Source organism: Nostoc cf. commune SO-36, from assembly GCF_023734775.1.
Taxonomy (GTDB): Bacteria; Cyanobacteriota; Cyanobacteriia; order Cyanobacteriales; family Nostocaceae; genus Nostoc; species Nostoc commune_A.
Map to the genome: position 1 here is coordinate 4,817,362 of NZ_AP025732.1, position 21,645 is coordinate 4,839,006.

A 21,645-nucleotide genomic window follows, 5' to 3' on the forward strand; every position below is an offset into this window, starting at 1 on the left:
TTATGAGTCGTAAGGCGAGGGCATCTGAATCCCAAAATATCTTTGCTGGCGGTAGAGACAAGGGCGCATTCATCCGAGAGCAGCTGCTGCACTATGGTGTTGCTTTGCTATCCGTTGCTTTAGCACTGCGGGCAACCCTGCTACTAAATCCATATCTCACCCCAACGCCTGCGACACTGTTTTTTGCTGCGGTGATGGTGAGTGCCTCGTACGGTGGCTTAGGGCCAGGTTTACTTGCAACCGTTTTGTCTACTTTGGCAATCAATTACTTCTTTTTTAAGCCACTCTATTCGCTGAAAATTAGTCACGGTCTTGTAATCCCCCTAGTTGTGTTCATGCTGACAGCAGTGTTAATCAGCTGGCTCAACGAATCACGCCGCGCAGCCCAACGGCAAGCTGAGGCAAATCTGAAGTCACTACGCGAAAGCGAGGTCAGGTTTGGTCGCATAACAGAGTCTAACAAAGAAGCATTGCGGCAACGAGAAACAGAACTTCGTTTAATTACAGATACATTACCAGTACTAATTTCTTTTGTAGATTCAGAACAACGCTACCGCTTCAACAACCGAGCCTATGAAAAGTGGTTTGGGCATTCGGCAGCAGAAATCTATGGAAAGTATCTTTGGGAAGTTTTAGGTGAATCTGCATATCAAGTAGTTCGTCCCAATGTGGAACAAGTTCTGGCAGGAAAGCAGCTAATATTTGAAGGTGAAATTCCTTATAAAGATGGTGGCACACGCTACATCAATTGTATTTATGTTCCTCAGTTTAATAGACAGGGAATCGTTGAAGGGTATGCAGCGTTGATCACTGACATCAGCGAACAGCAAGCCGCACTACGCGCTCGCAACCAAGCAGAAGCAGCGTTGCGCGAAAGTGAATCACGCTTTCGCCATTTGGCAGACACGGCTCCGGTACTGATTTGGATGTCCCGGTACTGATAAACTTTGTAACTACTTTAATAAAACCCTGGCTAGATTTTACCGGGCGGACTCTAGAGCAAGAGATGGGCAATGGGTGGGCTGAAGGTGTTCATCCTGATGATTTTCAGCGTTGCTTAAACACATACACCAATGCCTTTGATGCCCGACAAAATTTTACAATGGAATATCGCCTCAGACGCAATGATGGCGAATATCGTTGGGTTTTTGATACTGGTGTGCCTCGGTTTGCACCAACGGGGGAGTTCCTCGGCTATATCGGCTCCTGTGTTGATACCCACGATCGCAATTTGGCAGAAAAAGCGCTACGTGACAGTGAAGAGCGATACCGAATTTTAACGGAGGTGTCACCGCAGGCCATTTGGATGGGCAATCGCGATGGTGGTATTACTTATTGCAATCAATACTGGTTAGACTTCGCCGGACTGACAATGGAGCAGACTTCTGGTTATGGCTGGATTTATGTGATTCACCCGGATGATCGCGATCGCGTTTTGAAAACTTCGATGCAAGCTGTTGCTAATGGTACAAACTACGAAATAGAAATCCGCTTTCGTCGAGTTTCTGATGGTAGCTATCGTTGGCATATTGTCCGGGGTTTGCCATTTCGAGATGCAGCCGGACAGATTATCAAATGGGTGGGCATCGCCAGCGACATTCACGATCGCAAAGTTGCCGAAGACGCCCTGCAACAACTCAACGAAATGCTGGAGCAACGAATTCAAGAGCGCACTGCCCAACTCCAAGCCGCTAATAAAGAACTCGAATCTTTTTCTTATTCAGTTTCTCACGACTTGCGGGCACCGCTACGCCACATCGCCGGATTTATAGAATTGCTTCAAAAACGTAATAGCTCAACAAGTTTAGATGAAACAAGTCAGCGCTATTTGAAAATAATTGCCGGAACAGCAAAACAGGCAGGAATACTGATCGATGAATTGTTAACATTTTCTCGTATGGGGCGCACTGAAATGCGCTACATCAACCTGAATATGGAGGAATTGGTACAAGAGGTAAAACGCGATTTGCTCACAGAAACTCAAGGACGCACAATCAATTGGCACATCAAGCCACTGCCAGAAATCCAGGGCGACCCCTCCATGCTGCGGCTCGTGCTTCGCAACCTAATGGGCAATGCCCTAAAATATACCCAGACTCAAAACCTAGCAGAAATTACTATTGGAAGTATTGATAATCAAAACGAAGTTGTCTTTTTTGTTCAAGATAACGGCGTAGGCTTTAATATGCAATATATACACAAGCTATTTGGAGTATTTCAACGCTTACATAGCGACCCCCAATTTGAAGGCACTGGTGTTGGATTGGCAAACGTGCAACGCATTATTCATCGACATAACGGTCGAGTCTGGGCAGAGGCTGTAGTTGACAGTGGAGCCACCTTTTATTTCTTGCTGCCTAAGTTGTTGATAAATGAGAGTGATGAAAGAACTCAAGCGAATTCTGCTAATTGAAGACAGTGCCAATGATGCAGAGTTAATATTAGCTGCTTTGTCGGAAAACCATCTCGCTAACGAAGTGGTGGTAGTGCGTGATGGAGAAGAAGCACTAGATTATCTCTATCGCCGGGGATTGTTTCGGTTGCGAATGGAAGGGTATCCTGTTGTCGTGTTGCTCGATTTGAAACTGCCGAAAGTCGATGGGCTAGAAGTCCTGGCACAACTCAAATCAGACCCAATAATGCGAGTGATTCCAGTTGTGGTACTGACTTCTTCCCGTGAGGAACCGGATTTAGTTCGCTGCTACGAGTTAGGGGTCAATGCTTATGTTGTCAAGCCAGTGGATTACCATGATTTTGTCGATTCCATTAAAGGTGTTGGCCTGTTTTGGGCGGTGATTAATCAGCCTCCCGTGGGTGCCCTACCTCCAGTGCCTCATCCTCAAAAGGAGCGTACCTGATGAATTGCCTCCGTTTCCTCCTTTTGGAAGATAGCGCCTTAGATGCAGAGCTAACCGAAGCGATGCTAACCGAAGGGGAAATTAATTGCGAACTGATCCGAGTCGAAACCGGTGCTGATTTCCTGGCTGCTCTAGAAACAGAGACTTTCGATTTAATTCTTGCCGATTATGCCTTGCCCTCTTTCGATGGAATTTTAGCTTTGGAAATTGCCCGAAATCATTGTCCAGAGGTTCCTTTTATTTTTGTTTCTGCCGCGCTGGGTGAAGAATTAGCGATCGAAGCTTTGAAGAACGGTGCAACCGATTATGTGTTAAAACAACGACTAGGGCGATTAGTTCCCTCAGTACAACGGGCATTGCGCGAAGCTAGAGAGCGGCGTGAGCGCAAGCAAGCAGAGGAGTCCTTACAGAAGAGTGAAGCGAAGTATCGCAGAATTGTTGATACCTCTTATGAAGGAATCTGGATGATTGACCAAGAAGCCCGAACAGAGTTTGTGAATCAGCGAATGTTTCAGATGTTGGGCTATCCGGCAGAAGAAATGCTCGGTCGTTCCATATTTGATTTTATAGATCGGGCTGATGGCATAACAGATGAACAGAAACTGGAGTGGCTGAAGCGAGAAAACAACAATCTTAAAGAAGCTCGATTGTGTTGCAAAGATGGTTCGTACATCTGGACACTGGTTTCTGCTAGAGCGATATTTGATGAGCAAAATGAGTTCTTAGGTGCGATCGCTATGTTAACTGACATTAGCGATCGCAAACGCACTGAATCAGAACGCGATCGCCTTTTGCAACTTGAGCAATTAGCTAGAGCAGAAGCCGAGGCTGCTAATCGCATCAAAGATGAATTTTTGGCAGTACTTTCCCATGAACTGCGATCGCCCTTGAATCCGATTCTTGGTTGGGCAAAACTGTTGCAGAGCCGTAAATTTGATGATATATCACTCAACAAAGCATTGAAAACTATTGAGCGCAATGCCAAATTACAAGCTCAACTAATTGAAGACTTACTAGATGTTTCTCGTATCCTCCAAGGCAAACTCAGCCTCAACATGATCCCAGTCGATCTGGTATCTACCATTCAAGCCGCAATGGAAACAGTACATTTAGCAGCAGAGGCGAAAACCATCCAGATTGAGACGATGCTTGCTCCAACGACGGGGAAAGTTCTGGGTGATTCAGCCCGCTTACAGCAAGTCCTTTGGAACCTGTTATCAAATGCTGTCAAGTTTACACCCACTGGCGGAAAAGTAAATGTGCGATTGGAGTGCATCGACTCTCAAGCGCAGATTACCGTCAGCGACACAGGTAAAGGCATTCACCCAGACTTTCTACCTTATATATTTGACTATTTCCGTCAGGCTGATAGTACAACAACGAGAAAGTTTGGGGGGCTAGGGTTAGGTTTAGCGATCGCTCGTCACTTAATTGAGATGCACGGGGGAACGATTGGGGTTGAAAGTCTTGGCGAGGAGCAAGGAGCGATCTTCACAGTTAGGTTGCCGCTAATCAAAGACAGTGCAAAAATCCCGGATGAGATAAATCTTGATTCCTCAACTGCTGTTTTTGCCTCTTCTCCCCTCATGGGTTTACGAGTCTTGGTTGTGGATGACAATGCTGATAGCCGCGACTTTTTCAGCTTTGTGCTAGAACAGTTTGGTGCGATCGTCACCGCAGTCGCATCAGGAGATGAAGCATTAAAAGCGCTCACACAGTCAAAGCCAGATATCTTACTCAGCGATATTGGGATGCCAGAGATGAACGGCTATATGCTAATGGAACAGGTGCGGACTCTAGAAGCAAAAATCGGCAGAAAACAGATTCCCGCGATCGCTCTGACTGCTTATGCAGGCGAAATTAATCAGCAGTACGCGCTAAAAGCAGGATTTCAACAGCACATCGTTAAACCTGTAGCACCAGAAGAATTGCTTATAGCGATTTCTAATTTAGTCAAATATACTTAAGTCTTTGTTATATAGCGGTTCCCACTCAGATGCGGTACAAAATTATATCGCAAGAGGGTCACGGGATGCCCATTGGTGTCAACTCAACGTAAAAACCAGTCTAGAAAAAGCTTTTAGGATTGCCTCGTGCCTCGTTCCCAGTCGGAGACTGGGAATGCCCTCATAGAAGCTCCGCCTCCCTTGCTGGCGGCAGAGCCGCTTTCGAGTTGCATTTCCAGCCCAGAGGCTGGAAACGAGATTTGAAAAGGCTTTTAGCTTAAGTTGACACCTATGACGGGATGCCGTGCCCCTACGGGTGTACCTCACGTAAGGTCAATACAAAGACTTAATCCATTGCCATTCCTGCGTCAAACCATCTCTGAGAGAGACTTGTGGCTGATATCCCAGAATTTTCTGCGCTTTAGATACATCAGCAGCAGTGTGGCGTGCGTCTCCCATAGCCTTTTCTATGTGGTTTTTTTTGATTTTTTTCCCGACAATTTCTTCAATCGTATCCAAAACTTCCGCTAAAACTACTCTGCTACCACCGCCAATATTAAAAATTTCTCCCACTGCTTGGGGTGCGCTGGCGGCGGCTAAATTAGCGGCGACAATATCACTAACAAACGTAAACTCCCGCGTTTGCTGGCCATCGCCGTAAATCGGAATCGCTTCATCTTGCAAAATGGATTTAAAGAACTTATTAAATGCCATATCTGGCCGCTGTTTGGGCCCATAAACTGTGAAGTAGCGTAATGCCACACAGGGCACACCAAAGTTTTTGTGATACAGTTCACATAAAAACTCTGCTGCTAGCTTGGTAATGCCATAAGGAGAAACTGGTTGAGGAGAAATTCCCTCATGGGTAGGTAATGTTTCCGCATCACCATATACACTCGATGACGAGGCAAAAACTAACCTTTTCAGGTCTTTAGCATCCTTAGCTGCTTCTAGCAAAACTTGTGTAGCATTAATATTTCGTTCTGTATAACCGCGAAAAGCTTTACCCCAACTTGCTCTAACACCTGCTTGGGCCGCTTGATGGTAAACTACATCAACATCTTTTAAGAGTTGCTGCCAATCCAAAAACTGCATATCTCCTTCAATTAATGTAAAGCCAGGTGACTGATGTAAGTGGGCAACATTCTTAAGCTTTAACATAGGATCGTAGTAATCATTAAATTCATCAATGCCGATCACTTCTTCTCCTTGTTGCAGCAATGTTTCTACAAGATGAGAGCCAATAAAGCCAGCAGCTCCAGTAACAATAATTTTAGCCATGTTGTCTATTTTTTGATATTTTCATTAATCTCCATCTTCACAGGTTAATACTTGTAATCAATAATCGTCATTAGCTGAAGATGATTTTAGTCATCAGGGGGCTTGCACAAGTGTGAGAATTGATGAAAAATTGATCTGCGAGAGCCGAATCGGGCATTCTCGTTTCGCAAGAAACGCACGAGGAAATAAGTGAAAGTTTTAGTTGTAGGTAATGGGGGGCGTGAACACGCTCTGGCGTGGAAACTGTTGCAATCTAAGCAAATTGAGCAAGTTGTCTGTGTACCAGGCAATGGGGGCACAGCAAGTATGGAACGTTGCCAGAACTTGCCCCTAACATTAGATGATTTTGAAGGTATAAGCCGATATTCTCTAGAACATGGCATAACTCTAGTAATAGTTGGGCCAGAAGTCCCTCTGTCTAAGGGAATCACAGATTACCTTCAAGATAAAGGATTGATGGTATTTGGCCCAGTCAGAGCCGGAGCGCAAATTGAGGCGAGTAAAGCTTGGGCAAAAGCCCTAATGCAAGAAGCGGGAATTCCAACGGCACGGGCTGCGGTATTTACGGAGGCAGCAGCAGCTAAATCTTATGTGAGAGCTACGGGAGCGCCAATTGTTGTTAAAGCTGATGGTTTGGCGGCTGGTAAGGGTGTAACGGTGGCTGAAACAGTTGAACAGGCAGAGAGTGCCGTTGATGCTATTTTTCAGGGACAGTTTGGCAGTGCTGGTGAGTTTGTCGTCATTGAAGAATGTTTGACTGGGCAAGAGGTGTCAGTTTTAGCGTTAACCGATGGGTTAACGATTCGACCCTTGCTGCCAGCTCAAGACCACAAGCGAATTGGTGACGGCGATACGGGTGAAAATACTGGCGGGATGGGAGCATACAGCCCAGCACCTATCGCTACACCAGAGTTGATGGCACGCATTCAAACAGAAGTCTTAGAAAGAGCGATCGCCACTTTACGAGCTAAAGGCATTGACTACCGAGGCGTATTGTATGCTGGGTTAATGATTGCACCCGATGGCGACTTGAAAGTTTTGGAATTTAACTGTCGTTTTGGCGATCCAGAAACTCAGGTGATTTTGCCACTGTTAGAAACACCCCTAGAAGAGTTGCTTCTAGCCTGTGTACAGCAGCGATTAAGTGAATTGCCGCCCATTGCTTGGAAAGCGGGAGCATCTGCTACTGTCGTTGCCGCTTCCGGTGGTTATCCAGGAGAATACAAGAAAGGCCAGGTGATTACTGGTATTGGTGAGGCAGAAGCAACCGGAGCAACTGTATTTCATGCAGGTACGAAGTTAAACCAGCAACAAGAAATAGTGACCGATGGCGGTCGAGTATTAAATGTGACTGGAATCGGCGAAAATTTTGAGCAAGCGATCGCTCAAGCCTACGCAGGGATCAAATTATATTCAGTTTGAGGGAATATATTACCGGAGAGATATTGGGCATAGAGTGGCCAGCGTGAAGCAGGGGGAGCAAGCCCCGTAAGCGATGGTCTGATGTCAACTTTAAGCCTAGTACTTGATTTCGATCAGGCCGCAAGACCGACTTATACTTAAGTTATAGTTATGCCCAAGTTAGACTTTATCCATAACGCCGTAAAAAATGCATTGATAAAGGACGGGCTGGGCAATTACAGACGATCCCTACATAATTCAGTATCGAAGAACAACGTTGTACGCTGATCTCGGTGCTGAACGCCCCATTGCAGCTGAACGAGATGGGCAAAAACTTGTTGTTGAAGTGAAAAGCTTTGTTGGCGCATCAAAGATACAAGATTTGAAAGAAGCTCTCGGTCAGTATGACATCTACCGTTATCTTCTAGAGGAAACAGCACCAGACCGTAAACTTTACGTTGCTGTTGGTGCGCTCATTTATAAAAACTTTTTCAACCAGGATGTAATTCAACTCATCCTTCACAAACATCAACTTCCACTCGTTGTAGTCGATACAGAAACAGAGGAGATCACAGAATGGATAAATTAACAGAGTATCCCCAAGATAATTAAGCGTATCCTGACAGAGTATGTAGAACTATGTAACCGTCGTCCTAACCAAGACATGGAAACATTTTTGATTATCGATGACCCAAAGGGTCACTATATTTGGATGAACCTTGGTTGGCAAAATGGCGAACGTATTACTGGTATAACTGTCTACGTTCGGATTCGAGATCGCAAATTCTGGATCGAGGAAGATTGGACTGAAAACGGTATCGCAACTGACCTAGTTCGTGCAGGTGTTGCCAAGGAGGATATAGTGTTGGCATTCCATGAGCCTAAGATGCGGCAGTATACAGATTTTGCAGTAGCATCGTAGCGGTGGCGCGTCGGTTTGAATATGTGCTTAGTTCTAGTTTCATCGCAGCCGCTAACCAGAGCCGAACAACTAGCTAAAAATCACGACAGACGCAATTTTTGTTAGACTACTCATCTGTGCGTAAACAATAGTCACAAAAATGGAGTTTAACGCGTTAATCCTCAACTCGATATCAACTCAGATGGCTGAAATGAGGTAAATTCGTTAGGACTACCTTACAGGAATATTCCCTGCACTTTTCCATCTTCCTCTCTCCGCTAACATATTTGTCAAATTAACTGTTAATTTTTTAGTTGTTGGGCTTTATAACAAAGACTACTAACAACTTTATTTAAGATGCTAACTCTGTTAAAAACAATTCGAAGTGCGATCGCAAGTTGGTGGTCGGAGTTCACACTCCAGACTAAACTGTTGGCTGTGGCTACATTGGTGGTTTCGTTGGTGATGAGTGGTTTGACTTTTTGGGCTGTGAATACAATTCAGCAAGATGCGCGGATGATTGACACCCGCTTCGGGCGGTGACTTAGGGCTGCTACTTGCTGCAACGTTGCCCCCCTCATCGCTGACAATAATCTCAGTGAGGTTGCTCAATTTTCTCAACGCTTCTACAGCAGTACCTCTAGTGTGCGTTATATGCTATACGCTGATGAAAACGGGGAAATCTTTTTTGGCATACCTTTTTGGGAAGCCGAGGTAGAAAACTCCCTCACCATTAAACGGCGAATACAACTACCAGAAGATTACCCTGGGGATGGGGAAAAGCCGATGGTGCGGCAACATACAACCCCAGATGGCGCAGTTACCGATGTATTTGTTCCTCTCATTGTCAATCAAAAATACTTAGGTGTATTAGCGATCGGTATCAATCCTAATCAAACTGCTGTCATCTCCACCAATTTTACCCGTGATGTCACTATTGCCGTTTTTATCACGATTTGGGTAATGGTGATTTTGGCAGGAGTGATTAACGCCTTGACCATCACTAAGCCCATTAAAGAACTGCTGGTGGGGGTAAAGCAAATTGCTACTGGTAATTTCAAGCAGCGCATTGATTTACCTTTAGGCGGCGAACTGGGAGAGTTAATTTTAAGCTTTAATGAAATGGGAGAGCGATTAGAGCGCTATGAAGAACAGAATATTGAAGAATTAACCGCAGAAAAAGCCAAGCTAGAAACCCTAGTTTCGACGATCGCAGATGGTGCTGTGTTGATTGATAACAATATGCAAGTGATTTTAGTCAACTCTACAGCGCTGCGAATTTTTGGCTGGGAAACTGCTGATGTGGTTGGCTGCAATGTGTTACATCACTTACCTCCATCGGTACAAATGGAAATCAGCCGTCCCTTGTACGAAATGGCAGCAGGCGAATGCGAAAGCGCCGAATTCCGAATTTCTATTAACCAACCCGCGCCGCGAACGATCCGCATTCTCTTGACTACAGTACTCAACCTGCAAAGAGAAAGCATCAAAGGTATTGCAATTACTATCCAAGATATAACCCGTGAGGTCGAACTCAACGAGGCAAAAAGCCAATTTATCAGCAACGTTTCTCACGAACTGCGAACGCCTCTATTCAACATCAAAACTTATATTGAAACCCTGCACGACTACGGCGAAGAATTAGCTTTGCAAGAACGGCAAGAGTTTCTGCAAACTGTGAACCATGAAACCGATCGCCTCACCCGCCTAGTTAACGATGTTTTAGATTTATCAAAACTCGAATCTGGTCGCAACTACAGCTTCGATGGCGTAGATTTAGCCCAAGCGATCGAGCAAACCTTGCGTACTTACCAACTCAATGCAAAAGATAAAGGTGTTGAACTAGTTCAGGAAGTTGCTCCTAATTTGCCCCTAGTAATGGGTAATTATGATCTATTAGTACAAGTATTTGGCAATCTGATTGGTAATGCCCTTAAATTCACCAAAGTCGGTGGTAAAGTGGCAATCCGCGCCTACCAGCTAGATTTTAAACCCAGTCACACGCTATCTTCTCCAGTGCGGATTGAAATTTCTGATACTGGGATTGGCATCGCCACAGAAGATCAACACTCAATTTTTGAACGCTTTCTTTCGGGTAGAAAACCGAGTTCATACCCTAGAAGGTACGGGTTTAGGTTTATCAATTGTCAGAAATATCATTGATAGACATCGTAGTAAAGTCCATTTAGTGAGTGAAGTTGGTATAGGCACTACTTTTTGGTTCGACTTAGCCGCCTTTGAGGATAAAGCGCCAGCGATACAAGTTGAACCTATTGCCGAAGAACCCAAAATCACCACAGTTTGAAGATTGCGGCAGCATCCAAAATCATCACAGCCTGAAGATTAGGGATTGGGCATAGTTTATTATTTTTGACTATTCCCTATGGTGGCGATTTTGGATGAAGCATTTAAGGGGATATTCCGGATGAATGGGGGATAGCTGCACGGCAATACGAGCAATAAATTCAAACAGCCGATAATTCAGATGTCTAAACCCGGATTTCTCACAAACAACAAAAAATAAATTCCAATTTAGATAGGGAGACAATTGAAATATAAAATCGTAAGTATTTTAGGTTTATATTAAACTCAACACAAAAGCGTTATATTCCCCACTCCTCAGAAAATCCAAATTAAGACCTTAATATAACGAACAACAAACAGATCAATAATAAACCTAATAGCAACAGCAAAGCCTGATTGCGTTTTACCCAACTTTTCACAGTTACTGCAAAATCCTTGGTGTAACGCTGCTGTTGCAACTCTAACTTTGTCTCTTCAATATTTTGGTAGAGGGTACAGTCTTTAGCGTAGGGACGCTGAGGAAAATTGCAAGTATCATCAGCGTGATAGGTGCAAGTGTCGCACAGATACCCATCCCCAGTGGCGCGGTGCAATGGAATACCGGGATGACCGTAAGCTTTGAGTGTCGTCCGGCAATTGGGACAACTAATAGCTTGACTATCAACGAGTTGATGGCAGTGCGGACAAGATACAGTAGCCAAAACCTTTAACGCAAATAGGTTGAGTAAACTCTTTGATTCTAGCCATTTACAGGAGCAATGGGGAAATATATGCGTAGCCTGTTAATTTTGAATATGCCTAGCTCTCAGAATTGGCTATTTTATCAGTAAATAGTACTAATTTTATGATGATTTTTTATCTTTTTCTAAGTGATTTCTATCACTCAACATAATTAAGGCTATGCCATAATCTAGCAAATATGAGGTTTTGTCTCAAGTCCAATAATTATTTAGAGGTAGAAAAATATTGCCTTTTAATCCTGAGCTGTGCCGTAACGAAAGCGAAGTTGAAAGCAAACTCATAGTGCAATATTTGCTACCACAACTAGGTTATACTCCTGACACCTGGCATCAAGAGGTTGCCGTTGGTAGCATCCGTTTAGATTTCTTAGCATTTGCTGCACAAGTGATTCCCTTTGTCTTAAATGCCAACTCACCACTGAGTGTCGTCATGGAGGCAAAGCATCCCAAACAAAACTTAAATAATCATGTCCCGCGACTCAGGCATTATTTAACCAGCTTGAATGTCAGGTATGGATTGTTGACTAATGGCAAAGAGATTAGAATTTATCAAAAATTGCAATACGATATTCAATTAGTATTTCAGTGTCCTGGCAAGGAAGTTGAGACTAAGTTAGATGAAATTAAAGATTTAATTGGTAGAGAAAGTTTGAAAGAAGGACAGTTAGTAAATAAACCAGAAGTTCAAGCAACTGAAAATAATTTAAATTTTGAAACAAAGAGGCAACATTCAATGAAAACGATTGCAATCTACCATAATAAAGGCGGCGTTGGCAAGACTACTATTGCAGTCAACCTTGCAGCAGCATTACGTAAAAAAGGTAAAAGAGTACTTTTGATTGATATAGATTCTCAGGCGAATACTACTTTTGCTACAGGATTAATCAAATTTCAATTTGAAGAAGATGATAATTTAAGAGAGCGAAACGTATACCATTTATTAGAATCAGGAGATTTTAATTTTATTGCAGAATTAGTGCGTACATCTGATTATTTCAATAATCCAGAAATTGATGTTATTCCTTCACATATCACGTTGATTGAATCTCAAGATAAACTAACTAAAATATTAGCTAGTAGGAGTAGGCTAGTAACAAAATTAAAAAAGGTAGAAGACAGCTATGAGGTTGTAATCATTGATACTCCACCATCTAGAGATTTGTATGCTGAAGTTGCACTGATTGCTACTGATTACCTGATAATTCCATCGGATTTGAAACCATTTGCTAACCAAGGTTTACCAACAGTCAAAAATTTTGTTAATCAAATTAATGAATCTAGGGAAATTATGGGTAAATCGCCCATTAGTATAATGGGTGTTCTTGCTTCTAAAATTTCAACAAATGCGAAGTTTTTACAATACAATTTCCCTAAACAGAGAGAAGTAATTTCAGAGCGCTATCAATTGCCACTTATGGAATCTGTAATTTATGACAGAACAGCATTATCAGAATGCATGAATCAGACTATCCTAGTTGGAGATTTAGAATATCCTGACCCTAAATCTATTATTAAATTTGCCGAAATAAAAACTTCTGCTCAAATTTCTGCTGAAGAATTTAATGTATTAGCAGATGAAGTTATCCAAAAAATGGGGGTTGATTAATGATTAATTTCTCTTTAGTAGATGTAAAAAGTATTACTTCTAATGAACCTCGATCAAGTTTTTCAGAGGCTGATTTGGAAAATCTTGCAGACATAATTATAGAAACTGGAGGAATTATCAGACCATTAGTTGTAAAAGTGACAGGAGTAGAGAGCTATACAGTAGTTGATGGACATTTTGAATATTATGCTGCTGTTAAAGCACGAGAAAAAAAATCCTCGGCAAGCTGAAATGGTTAATGCCTTTGTCATCGCCCCAAAATTGGAAGATTTAGTACTAAAGCAAGTTGTATCTCTTCAAAAAACTGATTCTTCTGGTAAAACAGCAATATTACACCCTGAAACAACAAAATTAGAACCACGTTTGGCAAATCTAGAATTGCGTCTTGAGAAGCAATTCAATGAATTTAAGTCAGAACTTATACAAGAAAGACAGAGAATAGATAGTCAGTTCAAGCAACTTGAAAACCTTATTCCCCAAAAGGGTGAACAGAGTAATCCACTTAGTTTATTGAACTCTTTGAATAAAGACGAGTTATCCATAAAGTTACAACGCTCTAGGATTCCTGGGGCGGAAAAACTTGCAAAAGCTATAGAAGATGCTCGATATAAAAAACCAAAGCAAGAGTTTGAAGATTATCGTGATGTAGTAAAATCTGTTAAGAACTTGGGTGATAAAACAATTTTGACTATTATTGATGAGTGGTCAAGAAGTTAGTAGTTAGTCAAATAAGCACCTAGTAGGTTGGGTTGAACGAAGTGAAACCCAACGATTAAGGCTTAATGTTGGGTTTCGTTCCTCAACCCAACCTACACAGCTTAAAGTTTTTTGGGCTAACTGAACCGTATTAGGAGAAGTTTTTCACAGTGTAAAACCCTGCATAATTTTCTCTGCACTTCTATGTGAAACATTTCAATAACTATTTTCTAACCCCGCACCTGTCGCAGTGCATTAAACGCCTTACCTCGTAACCCTACTGGTAACAGCGATAACCCTAAACCAGTCCAAGCTTTAGGAGTTGAAAAAGACTGTCCTGCTAAAACTAGTTCTCTGCCCTTTTGCGTTTCACCCTTTTCAATTAGACGCAAACCTAATAATAATTGCGTTTCAGTTAAACGATTTTTCCTAATTGCCTCTATTTGTTCAGACTCAAACTTATAATTTTCTAAATACCGGATTTTATCAAATAAATAAGGAATCGCTCGATTTATACCTTGTTGCTCTGCATGGTAGCGATATTCCATCAATAATTCTGGTAAGTAATAGCCCTTTTTTCCAGCCAAAGCCAGACGCACAAATAAATCATTATCCTCACAATTTTGCAGATTTGGCTGCATATATTCTAATTCTTGCAAAATTTTATGCCGAAATAATGTCGCTCCAACTTGAAAGCTTTGCCGAATAAATACGACTTCCAACAAATTATTTACAACACCTGCGGGTAAATTATTCCTACCCCAGCGATGAGAATTTTCTTGAGTTTTTGCCTCATCCCGGACATTGTTGATATCAATTATCCAATGGTCTGTACCAACAAAATCAATACTAGAGTCTTGAGTAAGAATAGCTGCGGTACTTGCGAGAAAATCGGGTGTTAGTCGATCATCGTCATCAAATTTAATAAAATATTCACCACTGGCAGCATCAAAGCCAGAGCGCATATTATTACTTTTACCAATATTTTGCGGATGACGGATATATTTAATTCGGTGGTCTGTATACTGTGACATTAACTCAGGTGTGCGATCGCTAGAACCGTCATCACAAACAATTAACTCAAAGTCTTGCTCAGATTGGTTTAGTACACTGTCAATGGCATAAGGGAGAAGATGAACACGATTAAAAGTAGGAATGCAAACGGTAATTTTAGCCATACTATATACTAGTAACTGGGCAATCAAGAAGCTATTTTGGTTATAGATGATACTAATATTACGCGGTGTTTGTCTGCATTGGCAAAACCTTTGCTGTGGTATGTCTTCTCCCAAAAATGCCTTGTGGGGCAGCAGTTGCATCCGTTTTGAGGATCAGTAGGAGTCAGGAAGCAAAGGAGGAAAATAATTAACTACTAGCTTTGTGCGCCTATGCGTGTACTTCTTTCACGCATCCCATCCGCAAGCTAATTGCTTCTCTTCTCTACGAGAGGCTGCGCCAACAAGACGCTCCGCGAACGCTTCTCTACGAGAGGCTGCGCCAACAAGACGCTGCGCGAACGCCAACGCTGGCAATGACTGTAATTAATTTTGCGTAGTTACTTATGCTTAGTGAATAAGTTGCGCTCGCCTACGGCAGGCGTTTACGCCATCGCATTAATTGTCTGTCTTGCTGGTTTGACTGTCGAGCAAGTTCAACAATTACAGGCTTAAACGAACGATAATCAAGCTGGATGACATAAGGGGCGGGGAAGCCTCATCTCTACAAATGCATCTCTTCTATTGGTTTTTGAAATTGGTATAATACATATCCAAGCTTTATTATGTAGAAATCGAATACTCTAGGGAACGTGGATTATCGATTTTTTTGGAAGCGTCTAATATTTCTAGGGCGATAATATTTCCATCTTCGTCGTAATCTAAAATTACCCCTGGCTTTTCTTCGTCACTATCTTCTATGGGTACATCACTCAATATAATTCTTAATATATCTACTTCTGGGTCATAGGTAATTTTCATATTATCTCCAGTATTTTTCAATCTTACTAGTTTTATATACGGTTATTACAACTGCCGGGTCAATATCATCTACTACGATAACGCGCAGTAAGAATGTTTTCCCACTACCAAAGTCAATTTTTGACTGGTAGACTTTTCTACCTTCTTTTTCTGACACTACTTGTCCAGGAGCATTGAGAACGGATTCAACTACAGCTTTAGATATATTTCTTCGCTCCATTTCTGTCTGTGCATGACGAGAAATTATATACTTCATTTTTAGCTGTTTGCTTATCAAGTATGGTGTGATTTAGGCAAAAGATAAATACTAATTGCTTTAGGGCTATCTATGGTTCATGGAATATTTTTTTACTTGGAAGTCCCTAACCCGAAAGAAACCCTGTCTACTTAATAGTTAGTACAAATTAAAACTAAGTACATAATTGTAGCCTTTCTACGCTACAGCGCTTCCCGCTATTATGCAATACAGTTTTTCTTATTGCCTCTCTCCTAACATAGCTTTTAGCTTTGAGGATGTACCTCATAGCTGCCGGAAGTGCTGTAACTAAAAAATATTTAGTCAGTATAGGCAAGTTTCGTTAAATTGATTTAAATTGCTAGATAGCTATTTAACTATTAAAAATAAGTATTGCGAAAAATTTACAAATTTGTGAGCAAATACTTTTATGTAAAGTCAACAATTACAAAGAAATATTTCGTTTTTTATATCGATTTGTGTCATATAAGGGATAAAATGCCTACTGGGCAAGCATTTTCTGATAAAAAACAGATATTGCCTAAAAATCACAAGTTACCTGTGGCTGACGATGCCCCTAGTAGCTTCCTTCAGAGAACACGCATCAAAGGAGCCGAAGAAGCATGTTCACACACGTCAAGTCCACCATTAGACACATTGCGCCTGATAACTTACGCGGACGTAGTTTAATCAAGGTGGTCTATGTCGTGCTTGAGTCCCAGTACCAGAGCGCATTGTCGCAAGCGGTTCGCACCATTAACGCGAACAATCCCAACTTGGCGATTGAAATTAGCGGGTACTTGATTGAGGAACTCCGCGACCCTGAAAATTACGAGGAGTTCAAACGAGAAATTGAGAGTGCGAATATCTTCATCGCTTCCCTCATTTTCATCGAAGACTTAGCACAAAAAGTAGTAGCAGCAGTAGAACCACACCGCGATCATCTAGACGTTTCCGTTGTCTTTCCCTCCATGCCAGAGGTAATGCGCTTAAGTAAAATGGGCAGCTTTTCCTTGGCACAGTTGGGTCAGTCAAAAAGTGCGATCGCTCAATTCATGCGGAAACGCAAAGAAAAATCCGGTGCGGGATTCCAAGATGGAATGCTGAAGCTTTTGCGAACCCTACCGCAAGTGCTGAAGTTTTTACCGATGGATAAGGCACAGGATGCCCGAAATTTCATGCTCAGTTTTCAGTATTGGCTAGGTGGTTCTCCAGAAAACCTGGAAAACTTTTTGCTGATGCTAGCTGATAAATACGTATTTAAAGGTTTAGAAAAACAAGATTTTGCACCTTCTACATACGAACAGCCGGTGGTTTATCCCGATTTAGGGATTTGGCATCCTTTGGCTCCCAGTATGTTTGAAGATGTCAGAGAATACCTCAATTGGTATACAGCTCGTAAGGATATTTCTAGTGATCTAAAAGATCCCCTAGCTCCTTGTGTCGGGTTAGTATTGCAACGCACTCACCTAGTTACAGGGGATGATGCCCATTATGTAGCAATGGTGCAGGAGTTGGAAGCACTAGGCGCACGGGTATTACCTGTGTTTGCTGGTGGTTTGGATTTCTCCAAACCTGTTGAGGCGTACTTCTACGAACCAATTACCAAAATACAGTTAGTAGATGCAGTGATCTCGCTAACTGGTTTTGCTTTAGTGGGTGGCCCAGCCAGACAAGATCATCCCAAAGCAATTGAGGCACTCAAACGCTTAAACCGTCCTTATATGGTGGCGTTACCCTTAGTATTCCAAACCACAGAAGAGTGGATGGATAGCGATTTAGGGTTACATCCAATTCAAGTAGCTTTGCAAATTGCAATTCCTGAATTGGATGGGGCAATTGAGCCAATTATATTATCTGGTAGAGATGGAACTACAGGGAAAGCGATCGCACTGCGCGATCGGGTTGAAGCTGTAGCCGAACGCGCCTTAAAATGGGCTAACCTCCGCCGCAAGCCAAAACTTGATAAAAAAGTCGCCATCACCGTTTTCAGCTTCCCGCCAGATAAAGGCAATGTGGGAACCGCCGCTTACTTGGATGTATTCGGCTCCATTTACGAGGTGATGAAAGCCCTCAAAAATAACGGCTACGACTTACCAGAATTACCAGAATCAGCCGAAGCATTGCTGCAAGAAGTCATTCACGATGCCCAGGCGCAGTACAACAGCCCAGAACTGAACGTTGCTTACAAAATGTCGGTTCCTGAGTATGAGGCGCTGACTCCCTACTCTCACCGCTTAGAGGAAAACTGGGGCCCACCTCCCGGACACCTTAACAGCGACGGGCAAAACTTGCTGATTTATGGTAAGCAATTCGGTAACGTCTTCATCGGTGTCCAACCTACATTTGGTTACGAAGGCGACCCGATGCGGTTGTTATTCTCCCGTTCAGCTAGTCCTCACCACGGTTTTGCTGCTTACTACACTTACCTAGAGCAGGTTTGGAAAGCTGACGCTGTACTGCACTTTGGTACACATGGTTCCTTGGAATTCATGCCAGGTAAACAGATGGGGATGTCTGGTGACTGTTATCCAGATAACTTAATTGGCTCAATTCCCAACCTGTATTATTACGCAGCGAATAATCCTAGTGAAGCGACAATTGCCAAACGTCGGAGTTATGCCGAAACAATTTCCTACTTGACACCGCCAGCAGAAAATGCTGGGTTGTACAAAGGTTTGAAGGAACTCAGCGAGTTAATTGCTTCCTACCAAACCTTAAAAGATAGTGGACGCGGTGTTTCCATTGTCAACAGCATCATGGATAAATGCCGGATCGTGAATCTGGATAAGGATATCAACCTGCCAGAAACCGATGCCAGAGATATGAGTGCCGAAGAGCGCGATAATATTGTTGGTAACGTCTACCGCAAGTTGATGGAAATCGAGTCTCGGTTGTTGCCTTGTGGTTTACACGTCATTGGTAAACCGCCAAGTGCAGAAGAAGCGATCGCAACTCTCGTAAACATTGCTAGTCTAGATCGTCAAGAAGAAGGACTTCAAGGCTTGCCGGGAATTATCGCCAACAGCATTGGGCGTAACATTGACGATATTTACCAAAATAATGACAGAGGCATTTTAGAAGATGTCCAGTTGTTGCAAGATATCACTTTGGCAACCCGTGCAGCAGTTACCGCCCTTGTCCAAGAGCAAATCGACGCGGAAGGACGAGTTTCTCTGGTTTCCCGGTTGAATTTCTTCAACATGGGCAAAAAAGAACCTTGGGTAGAAGCATTGCATAAAGCAGGTTATCCCAAAGTTGACACCGCAGCCTTAAAACCCTTACTTGAGTATTTGGAATTCTGCCTGCAACAAGTTTGTGCAGATAACGAACTCGGAGCATTACTCAGAGGGCTGGAAGGTGAATACATCTTACCCGGCCCTGGTGGCGATCCCATCCGCAACCCGGATGTATTGCCCACAGGTAAGAATATCCATGCTTTAGATCCGCAATCCATCCCAACAACAGCAGCAGTCCAATCAGCCAAAATCGTTGTAGACAGGCTTTTGCTCCGTAACAAGGCTGAAAACGATGGGAAATGGCCAGAAACCATCGCCTGCGTCCTTTGGGGAACCGATAACATCAAAACTTACGGTGAATCCCTAGCGCAAATTATGTGGATGGTGGGCGTGCGTCCAGTTCCCGATGCCTTGGGACGGGTGAACAAGTTGGAATTGATATCTTTAGAAGAGTTGGGACGACCCAGAATTGATGTGGTAATCAACTGTTCTGGTGTATTCCGCGACTTGTTCATCAACCAAATGAACCTGCTAGACCAAGGGGTGAAGATGGCAGCCGAGGCAGATGAACCCTTAGAAATGAACTTTGTTCGCAAACACGCTTTGCAGCAAGCTGAGGAAATGGGGATTAATCTGCGTCAAGCAGCAACTCGTGTTTTCTCCAATGCTTCTGGTTCCTACTCGTCAAATATCAACTTGGCAGTAGAAAACAGTACTTGGGATAGCGAAGCCGAGTTGCAGGAAATGTATCTCAACCGGAAATCTTTCTCCTTCAATTCCGATAACCCCGGAATCATGGATGAATCGCGCGGTATTTTTGAAAGTACATTGAAAACTGCTGATGCAACTTTCCAAAATCTGGATTCTTCCGAGATTAGCTTAACGGACGTTTCCCACTACTTTGATTCAGATCCTACTAAACTAGTGGCAAGTCTGCGGGGTGATGGTAAAAAACCAGCATCTTATATTGCAGATACAACCACAGCTAACGCCCAAGTGCGGACATTATCAGAAACCGTCCGTTTAGATGCACGTACCAAATTGTTAAATCCCAAATGGTACGAGGGGATGCTGTCTCACGGTTACGAAGGTGTGCGCGAACTCTCCAAGCGGTTGGTGAATACAACAGGTTGGAGTGCGACAGCCGGCGCTGTGGATAACTGGATTTATGAGGATACTAACGAAACCTTCATCAAAGATGAAGAAATGCAGAAACGGTTGTTGAACCTCAACCCCCATTCTTTCCGCAAGATTGTATCAACTTTGTTGGAAGTGAATGGACGCGGTTATTGGGAGACTAGCGAGGATAATTTAGATCGTCTGCGCGAGTTGTACCAAGAGGTTGAAGACCGGATTGAAGGGATAGAGTAGGTTTATACATACCCTACAATATTAAGAGGCACGGTTATACCGTGCCTTCCGCATTTATTAAGTATTAATTCTAGCACATGAGCAGCAAGTTCTTGAAACGCTGTTATCTGAAAATTGAGGACTGGCTAAACCCTTTTTTAGTGCCAATTGTTGAAACTCGTAATCTGACAATCCCACTTGCAATTCTAGCTCTTGTCTGCCTTTTCTTCTGGAAGAAGAACATTCCAGGGCTGGCTGATTTTGGCTTAAATGCATTTACTGAAATACTTGGCATTATCTTGACAGTTGTTTTTGTTGATCAGTTAATTCGACAGCAGGAATTACGAAGAACTCTTCCTCTTCAAGCTGCTGCATACGAAGATGTTCGGATGTTGGCAACAAGAATAATTCAATTTTGGGAATCTGCTTTCGCACAAACTGTTCCTCGTCCAGCACCATCAGAAATCATCCAATTCTGGGAGAATGTATGTAAAGCGCCTGTTTCACAGTCAGTACCTTTAACAGTTAATCAACTTCTTTCGCTCGAAACAATCGATGCAATAAAAACGTATCTTGATTTAGATAGTCAGCCAAGCGTAGCTCCACCACGTACTTGGTGGGAATGGTTGCCTGAACGAGAACAGGAGTTTTACACCAGAGCAGAACGTATTCTTGAAAGACATACCGGAATTCTTGAGCCACAGACATACGCTCTTGTTCATCAACTTGTATCTGGCTCGGGACTTTTACATCCTGATACTGGAATGCAAATTATCAGAGCAATGAGGCAGTATGACCAGCAAGAGGGGTTTCCACGCCCTCATAATCTTGGATCATATTGGGGAACTACTACAGAGGCTCTTAATACTGTTATTAAACTTAATGAGTGGTGTATTGAGAAAAAGCGATTTCTTGAAAAGCAAGGCATAAGTGGACTACTGAATCCTACTCTTGCGATAAATGCTTTTGATGAGAATTCATCGCCAAAATGCATGATTGATCCAAATAAATTTTTCCAACAAGTTCTTGCTGTTCAGGCTTATCGAGAGCAACTTGCACAGCGAACACACCAATCAAATACTGGCATATAGAGCGTTGTCAAAGACATTGTT

At 42.8% G+C, this 21,645-nt stretch carries 15 protein-coding genes and 4 pseudogenes; 14 read left to right on the forward strand and 5 right to left on the reverse strand.

Annotated elements, in window-relative coordinates:
• Nucleotides 1-2 precede the first annotated feature (2 nt).
• From ANSO36C_RS21740 to ANSO36C_RS21755, 4 genes are read left to right on the forward strand one after another with little or no spacing between them, the layout of a single operon-like run.
• Nucleotides 3-941: a DUF4118 domain-containing protein gene (locus ANSO36C_RS21740; RefSeq protein ID WP_251956197.1), complete on the forward strand. Its 939-nt coding sequence runs from the start codon at nucleotides 3-5 to the stop codon at nucleotides 939-941.
• The gene (locus ANSO36C_RS21745) at nucleotides 923-2,413 is read left to right on the forward strand and encodes a sensor histidine kinase (protein ID WP_251956198.1); all 1,491 of its coding nucleotides are present in this window, start codon (nucleotides 923-925) and stop codon (nucleotides 2,411-2,413) included. Before ANSO36C_RS21740 ends, ANSO36C_RS21745 begins: the two co-directional genes overlap by 19 nt.
• Nucleotides 2,382-2,858: a response regulator gene (locus ANSO36C_RS21750; RefSeq protein ID WP_251956199.1), complete on the forward strand. Its 477-nt coding sequence runs from the start codon at nucleotides 2,382-2,384 to the stop codon at nucleotides 2,856-2,858. The genes ANSO36C_RS21745 and ANSO36C_RS21750 overlap by 32 nt, the downstream gene beginning before the upstream one ends.
• On the forward strand, nucleotides 2,858-4,825 hold the full coding sequence (locus tag ANSO36C_RS21755; protein WP_251956200.1) for a hybrid sensor histidine kinase/response regulator: 1,968 nt from the start codon (nucleotides 2,858-2,860) through the stop codon (nucleotides 4,823-4,825). Before ANSO36C_RS21750 ends, ANSO36C_RS21755 begins: the two co-directional genes overlap by 1 nt.
• A gap of 312 nt (nucleotides 4,826-5,137) precedes the next feature.
• On the opposite strand, the gene ANSO36C_RS21760 is transcribed toward ANSO36C_RS21755, so the two are convergent.
• Complete coding sequence (locus ANSO36C_RS21760; protein ID WP_251956201.1) at nucleotides 5,138-6,085, reverse strand: NAD-dependent epimerase/dehydratase family protein; 948 nt, start codon at nucleotides 6,083-6,085, stop codon at nucleotides 5,138-5,140.
• Between the two features lie 189 nt (nucleotides 6,086-6,274).
• Between ANSO36C_RS21760 and purD the strand changes: the two are divergent.
• From purD to ANSO36C_RS35010, 5 genes and pseudogenes are all read left to right on the forward strand, one after another.
• Nucleotides 6,275-7,577, forward strand: a pseudogene (purD, locus tag ANSO36C_RS21765) (phosphoribosylamine--glycine ligase).
• An 80-nt stretch (nucleotides 7,578-7,657) separates the two neighbouring features.
• Nucleotides 7,658-8,075 (forward strand): annotated as a pseudogene (locus ANSO36C_RS21770) (XisH family protein).
• Nucleotides 8,063-8,408 (forward strand): annotated as a pseudogene (locus ANSO36C_RS21775) (element excision factor XisI family protein). Before ANSO36C_RS21770 ends, ANSO36C_RS21775 begins: the two co-directional pseudogenes overlap by 13 nt.
• A gap of 336 nt (nucleotides 8,409-8,744) precedes the next feature.
• A complete protein-coding gene (locus ANSO36C_RS35005; protein WP_410174628.1) occupies nucleotides 8,745-8,930 on the forward strand; it encodes a hypothetical protein in 186 nt (61 codons plus the stop codon).
• Nucleotides 8,931-9,350: 420 nt separating this feature from the next.
• A pseudogene (locus ANSO36C_RS35010) lies at nucleotides 9,351-10,557 on the forward strand (histidine kinase dimerization/phospho-acceptor domain-containing protein); the annotation flags it as partial.
• A gap of 463 nt (nucleotides 10,558-11,020) precedes the next feature.
• Here ANSO36C_RS35010 and ANSO36C_RS21785 read toward each other — a convergent pair.
• Nucleotides 11,021-11,392: a zinc ribbon domain-containing protein gene (locus ANSO36C_RS21785; RefSeq protein ID WP_251956202.1), complete on the reverse strand. Its 372-nt coding sequence runs from the start codon at nucleotides 11,390-11,392 to the stop codon at nucleotides 11,021-11,023.
• Nucleotides 11,393-11,657: 265 nt separating this feature from the next.
• Between ANSO36C_RS21785 and ANSO36C_RS21790 the strand changes: the two genes are divergently transcribed.
• Genes ANSO36C_RS21790 through ANSO36C_RS21800 form a run of 3 tightly spaced genes read left to right on the forward strand, consistent with a single transcriptional unit; the run spans nucleotide 11,658 to nucleotide 13,754 of the window.
• Nucleotides 11,658-13,037, forward strand: coding sequence for an AAA family ATPase (locus tag ANSO36C_RS21790; RefSeq protein ID WP_251956203.1), 1,380 nt, complete (start codon nucleotides 11,658-11,660; stop codon nucleotides 13,035-13,037).
• Nucleotides 13,037-13,267: a ParB N-terminal domain-containing protein gene (locus ANSO36C_RS21795; protein WP_251956204.1), complete on the forward strand. Its 231-nt coding sequence runs from the start codon at nucleotides 13,037-13,039 to the stop codon at nucleotides 13,265-13,267. The genes ANSO36C_RS21790 and ANSO36C_RS21795 overlap by 1 nt, the downstream gene beginning before the upstream one ends.
• A gap of 1 nt (nucleotide 13,268) precedes the next feature.
• The gene (locus ANSO36C_RS21800) at nucleotides 13,269-13,754 is read left to right on the forward strand and encodes a hypothetical protein (RefSeq protein WP_251956205.1); all 486 of its coding nucleotides are present in this window, start codon (nucleotides 13,269-13,271) and stop codon (nucleotides 13,752-13,754) included.
• A gap of 209 nt (nucleotides 13,755-13,963) precedes the next feature.
• Here ANSO36C_RS21800 and ANSO36C_RS21805 read toward each other — a convergent pair whose 3' ends face one another.
• The 3 genes from ANSO36C_RS21805 to ANSO36C_RS21815 form a co-directional block, all read right to left on the reverse strand.
• Entirely contained in the window at nucleotides 13,964-14,911 is a 948-nt protein-coding gene (locus ANSO36C_RS21805; RefSeq protein WP_251960404.1) for a glycosyltransferase family 2 protein, read from the reverse strand.
• Between the two features lie 600 nt (nucleotides 14,912-15,511).
• Nucleotides 15,512-15,709 (reverse strand): DUF2283 domain-containing protein, encoded by a 198-nt coding sequence (locus tag ANSO36C_RS21810; RefSeq protein WP_251956206.1) that lies wholly within the window; start codon nucleotides 15,707-15,709, stop codon nucleotides 15,512-15,514.
• A gap of 1 nt (nucleotide 15,710) precedes the next feature.
• Nucleotides 15,711-15,965 (reverse strand): DUF4258 domain-containing protein, encoded by a 255-nt coding sequence (locus ANSO36C_RS21815; protein WP_251956207.1) that lies wholly within the window; start codon nucleotides 15,963-15,965, stop codon nucleotides 15,711-15,713.
• A 602-nt stretch (nucleotides 15,966-16,567) separates the two neighbouring features.
• On the opposite strand from ANSO36C_RS21815, the gene ANSO36C_RS21820 reads away from it, so the two are divergent.
• Nucleotides 16,568-20,554 carry a magnesium chelatase subunit H gene (locus ANSO36C_RS21820; RefSeq protein ID WP_251956208.1) on the forward strand — a complete coding sequence of 1,329 codons (3,987 nt, stop codon included), beginning with the start codon at nucleotides 16,568-16,570 and terminating at the stop codon, nucleotides 20,552-20,554.
• Nucleotides 20,555-20,694: 140 nt separating this feature from the next.
• The gene (locus ANSO36C_RS21825) at nucleotides 20,695-21,624 is read left to right on the forward strand and encodes a hypothetical protein (RefSeq protein ID WP_251956209.1); all 930 of its coding nucleotides are present in this window, start codon (nucleotides 20,695-20,697) and stop codon (nucleotides 21,622-21,624) included.
• The last annotated feature ends 21 nt before the right edge of the window (nucleotides 21,625-21,645 follow it).

Excerpts from the sequence above, each read along its gene's own strand:
- ANSO36C_RS21755 (WP_251956200.1), top strand. The coding sequence starts at position 2,858 with ATGAATTGCCTCCGTTTCCTCCTTTTGGAAGATAGCGCCTTAGATGCA.
- ANSO36C_RS21800 (WP_251956205.1), top strand. The coding sequence starts at position 13,269 with ATGGTTAATGCCTTTGTCATCGCCCCAAAATTGGAAGATTTAGTACTA.
- ANSO36C_RS21820 (WP_251956208.1), top strand. The coding sequence starts at position 16,568 with ATGTTCACACACGTCAAGTCCACCATTAGACACATTGCGCCTGATAAC.
- ANSO36C_RS21810 (WP_251956206.1), bottom strand. The coding sequence starts at position 15,709 with ATGAAAATTACCTATGACCCAGAAGTAGATATATTAAGAATTATATTG.
- ANSO36C_RS21805 (WP_251960404.1), bottom strand. The coding sequence starts at position 14,911 with ATGGCTAAAATTACCGTTTGCATTCCTACTTTTAATCGTGTTCATCTT.
- ANSO36C_RS21815 (WP_251956207.1), bottom strand. The coding sequence starts at position 15,965 with ATGAAGTATATAATTTCTCGTCATGCACAGACAGAAATGGAGCGAAGA.
- ANSO36C_RS35005 (WP_410174628.1), top strand. The coding sequence starts at position 8,745 with ATGCTAACTCTGTTAAAAACAATTCGAAGTGCGATCGCAAGTTGGTGG.
- ANSO36C_RS21760 (WP_251956201.1), bottom strand. The coding sequence starts at position 6,085 with ATGGCTAAAATTATTGTTACTGGAGCTGCTGGCTTTATTGGCTCTCAT.
- ANSO36C_RS21740 (WP_251956197.1), top strand. The coding sequence starts at position 3 with ATGAGTCGTAAGGCGAGGGCATCTGAATCCCAAAATATCTTTGCTGGC.
- ANSO36C_RS21750 (WP_251956199.1), top strand. The coding sequence starts at position 2,382 with ATGAAAGAACTCAAGCGAATTCTGCTAATTGAAGACAGTGCCAATGAT.
- ANSO36C_RS21795 (WP_251956204.1), top strand. The coding sequence starts at position 13,037 with ATGATTAATTTCTCTTTAGTAGATGTAAAAAGTATTACTTCTAATGAA.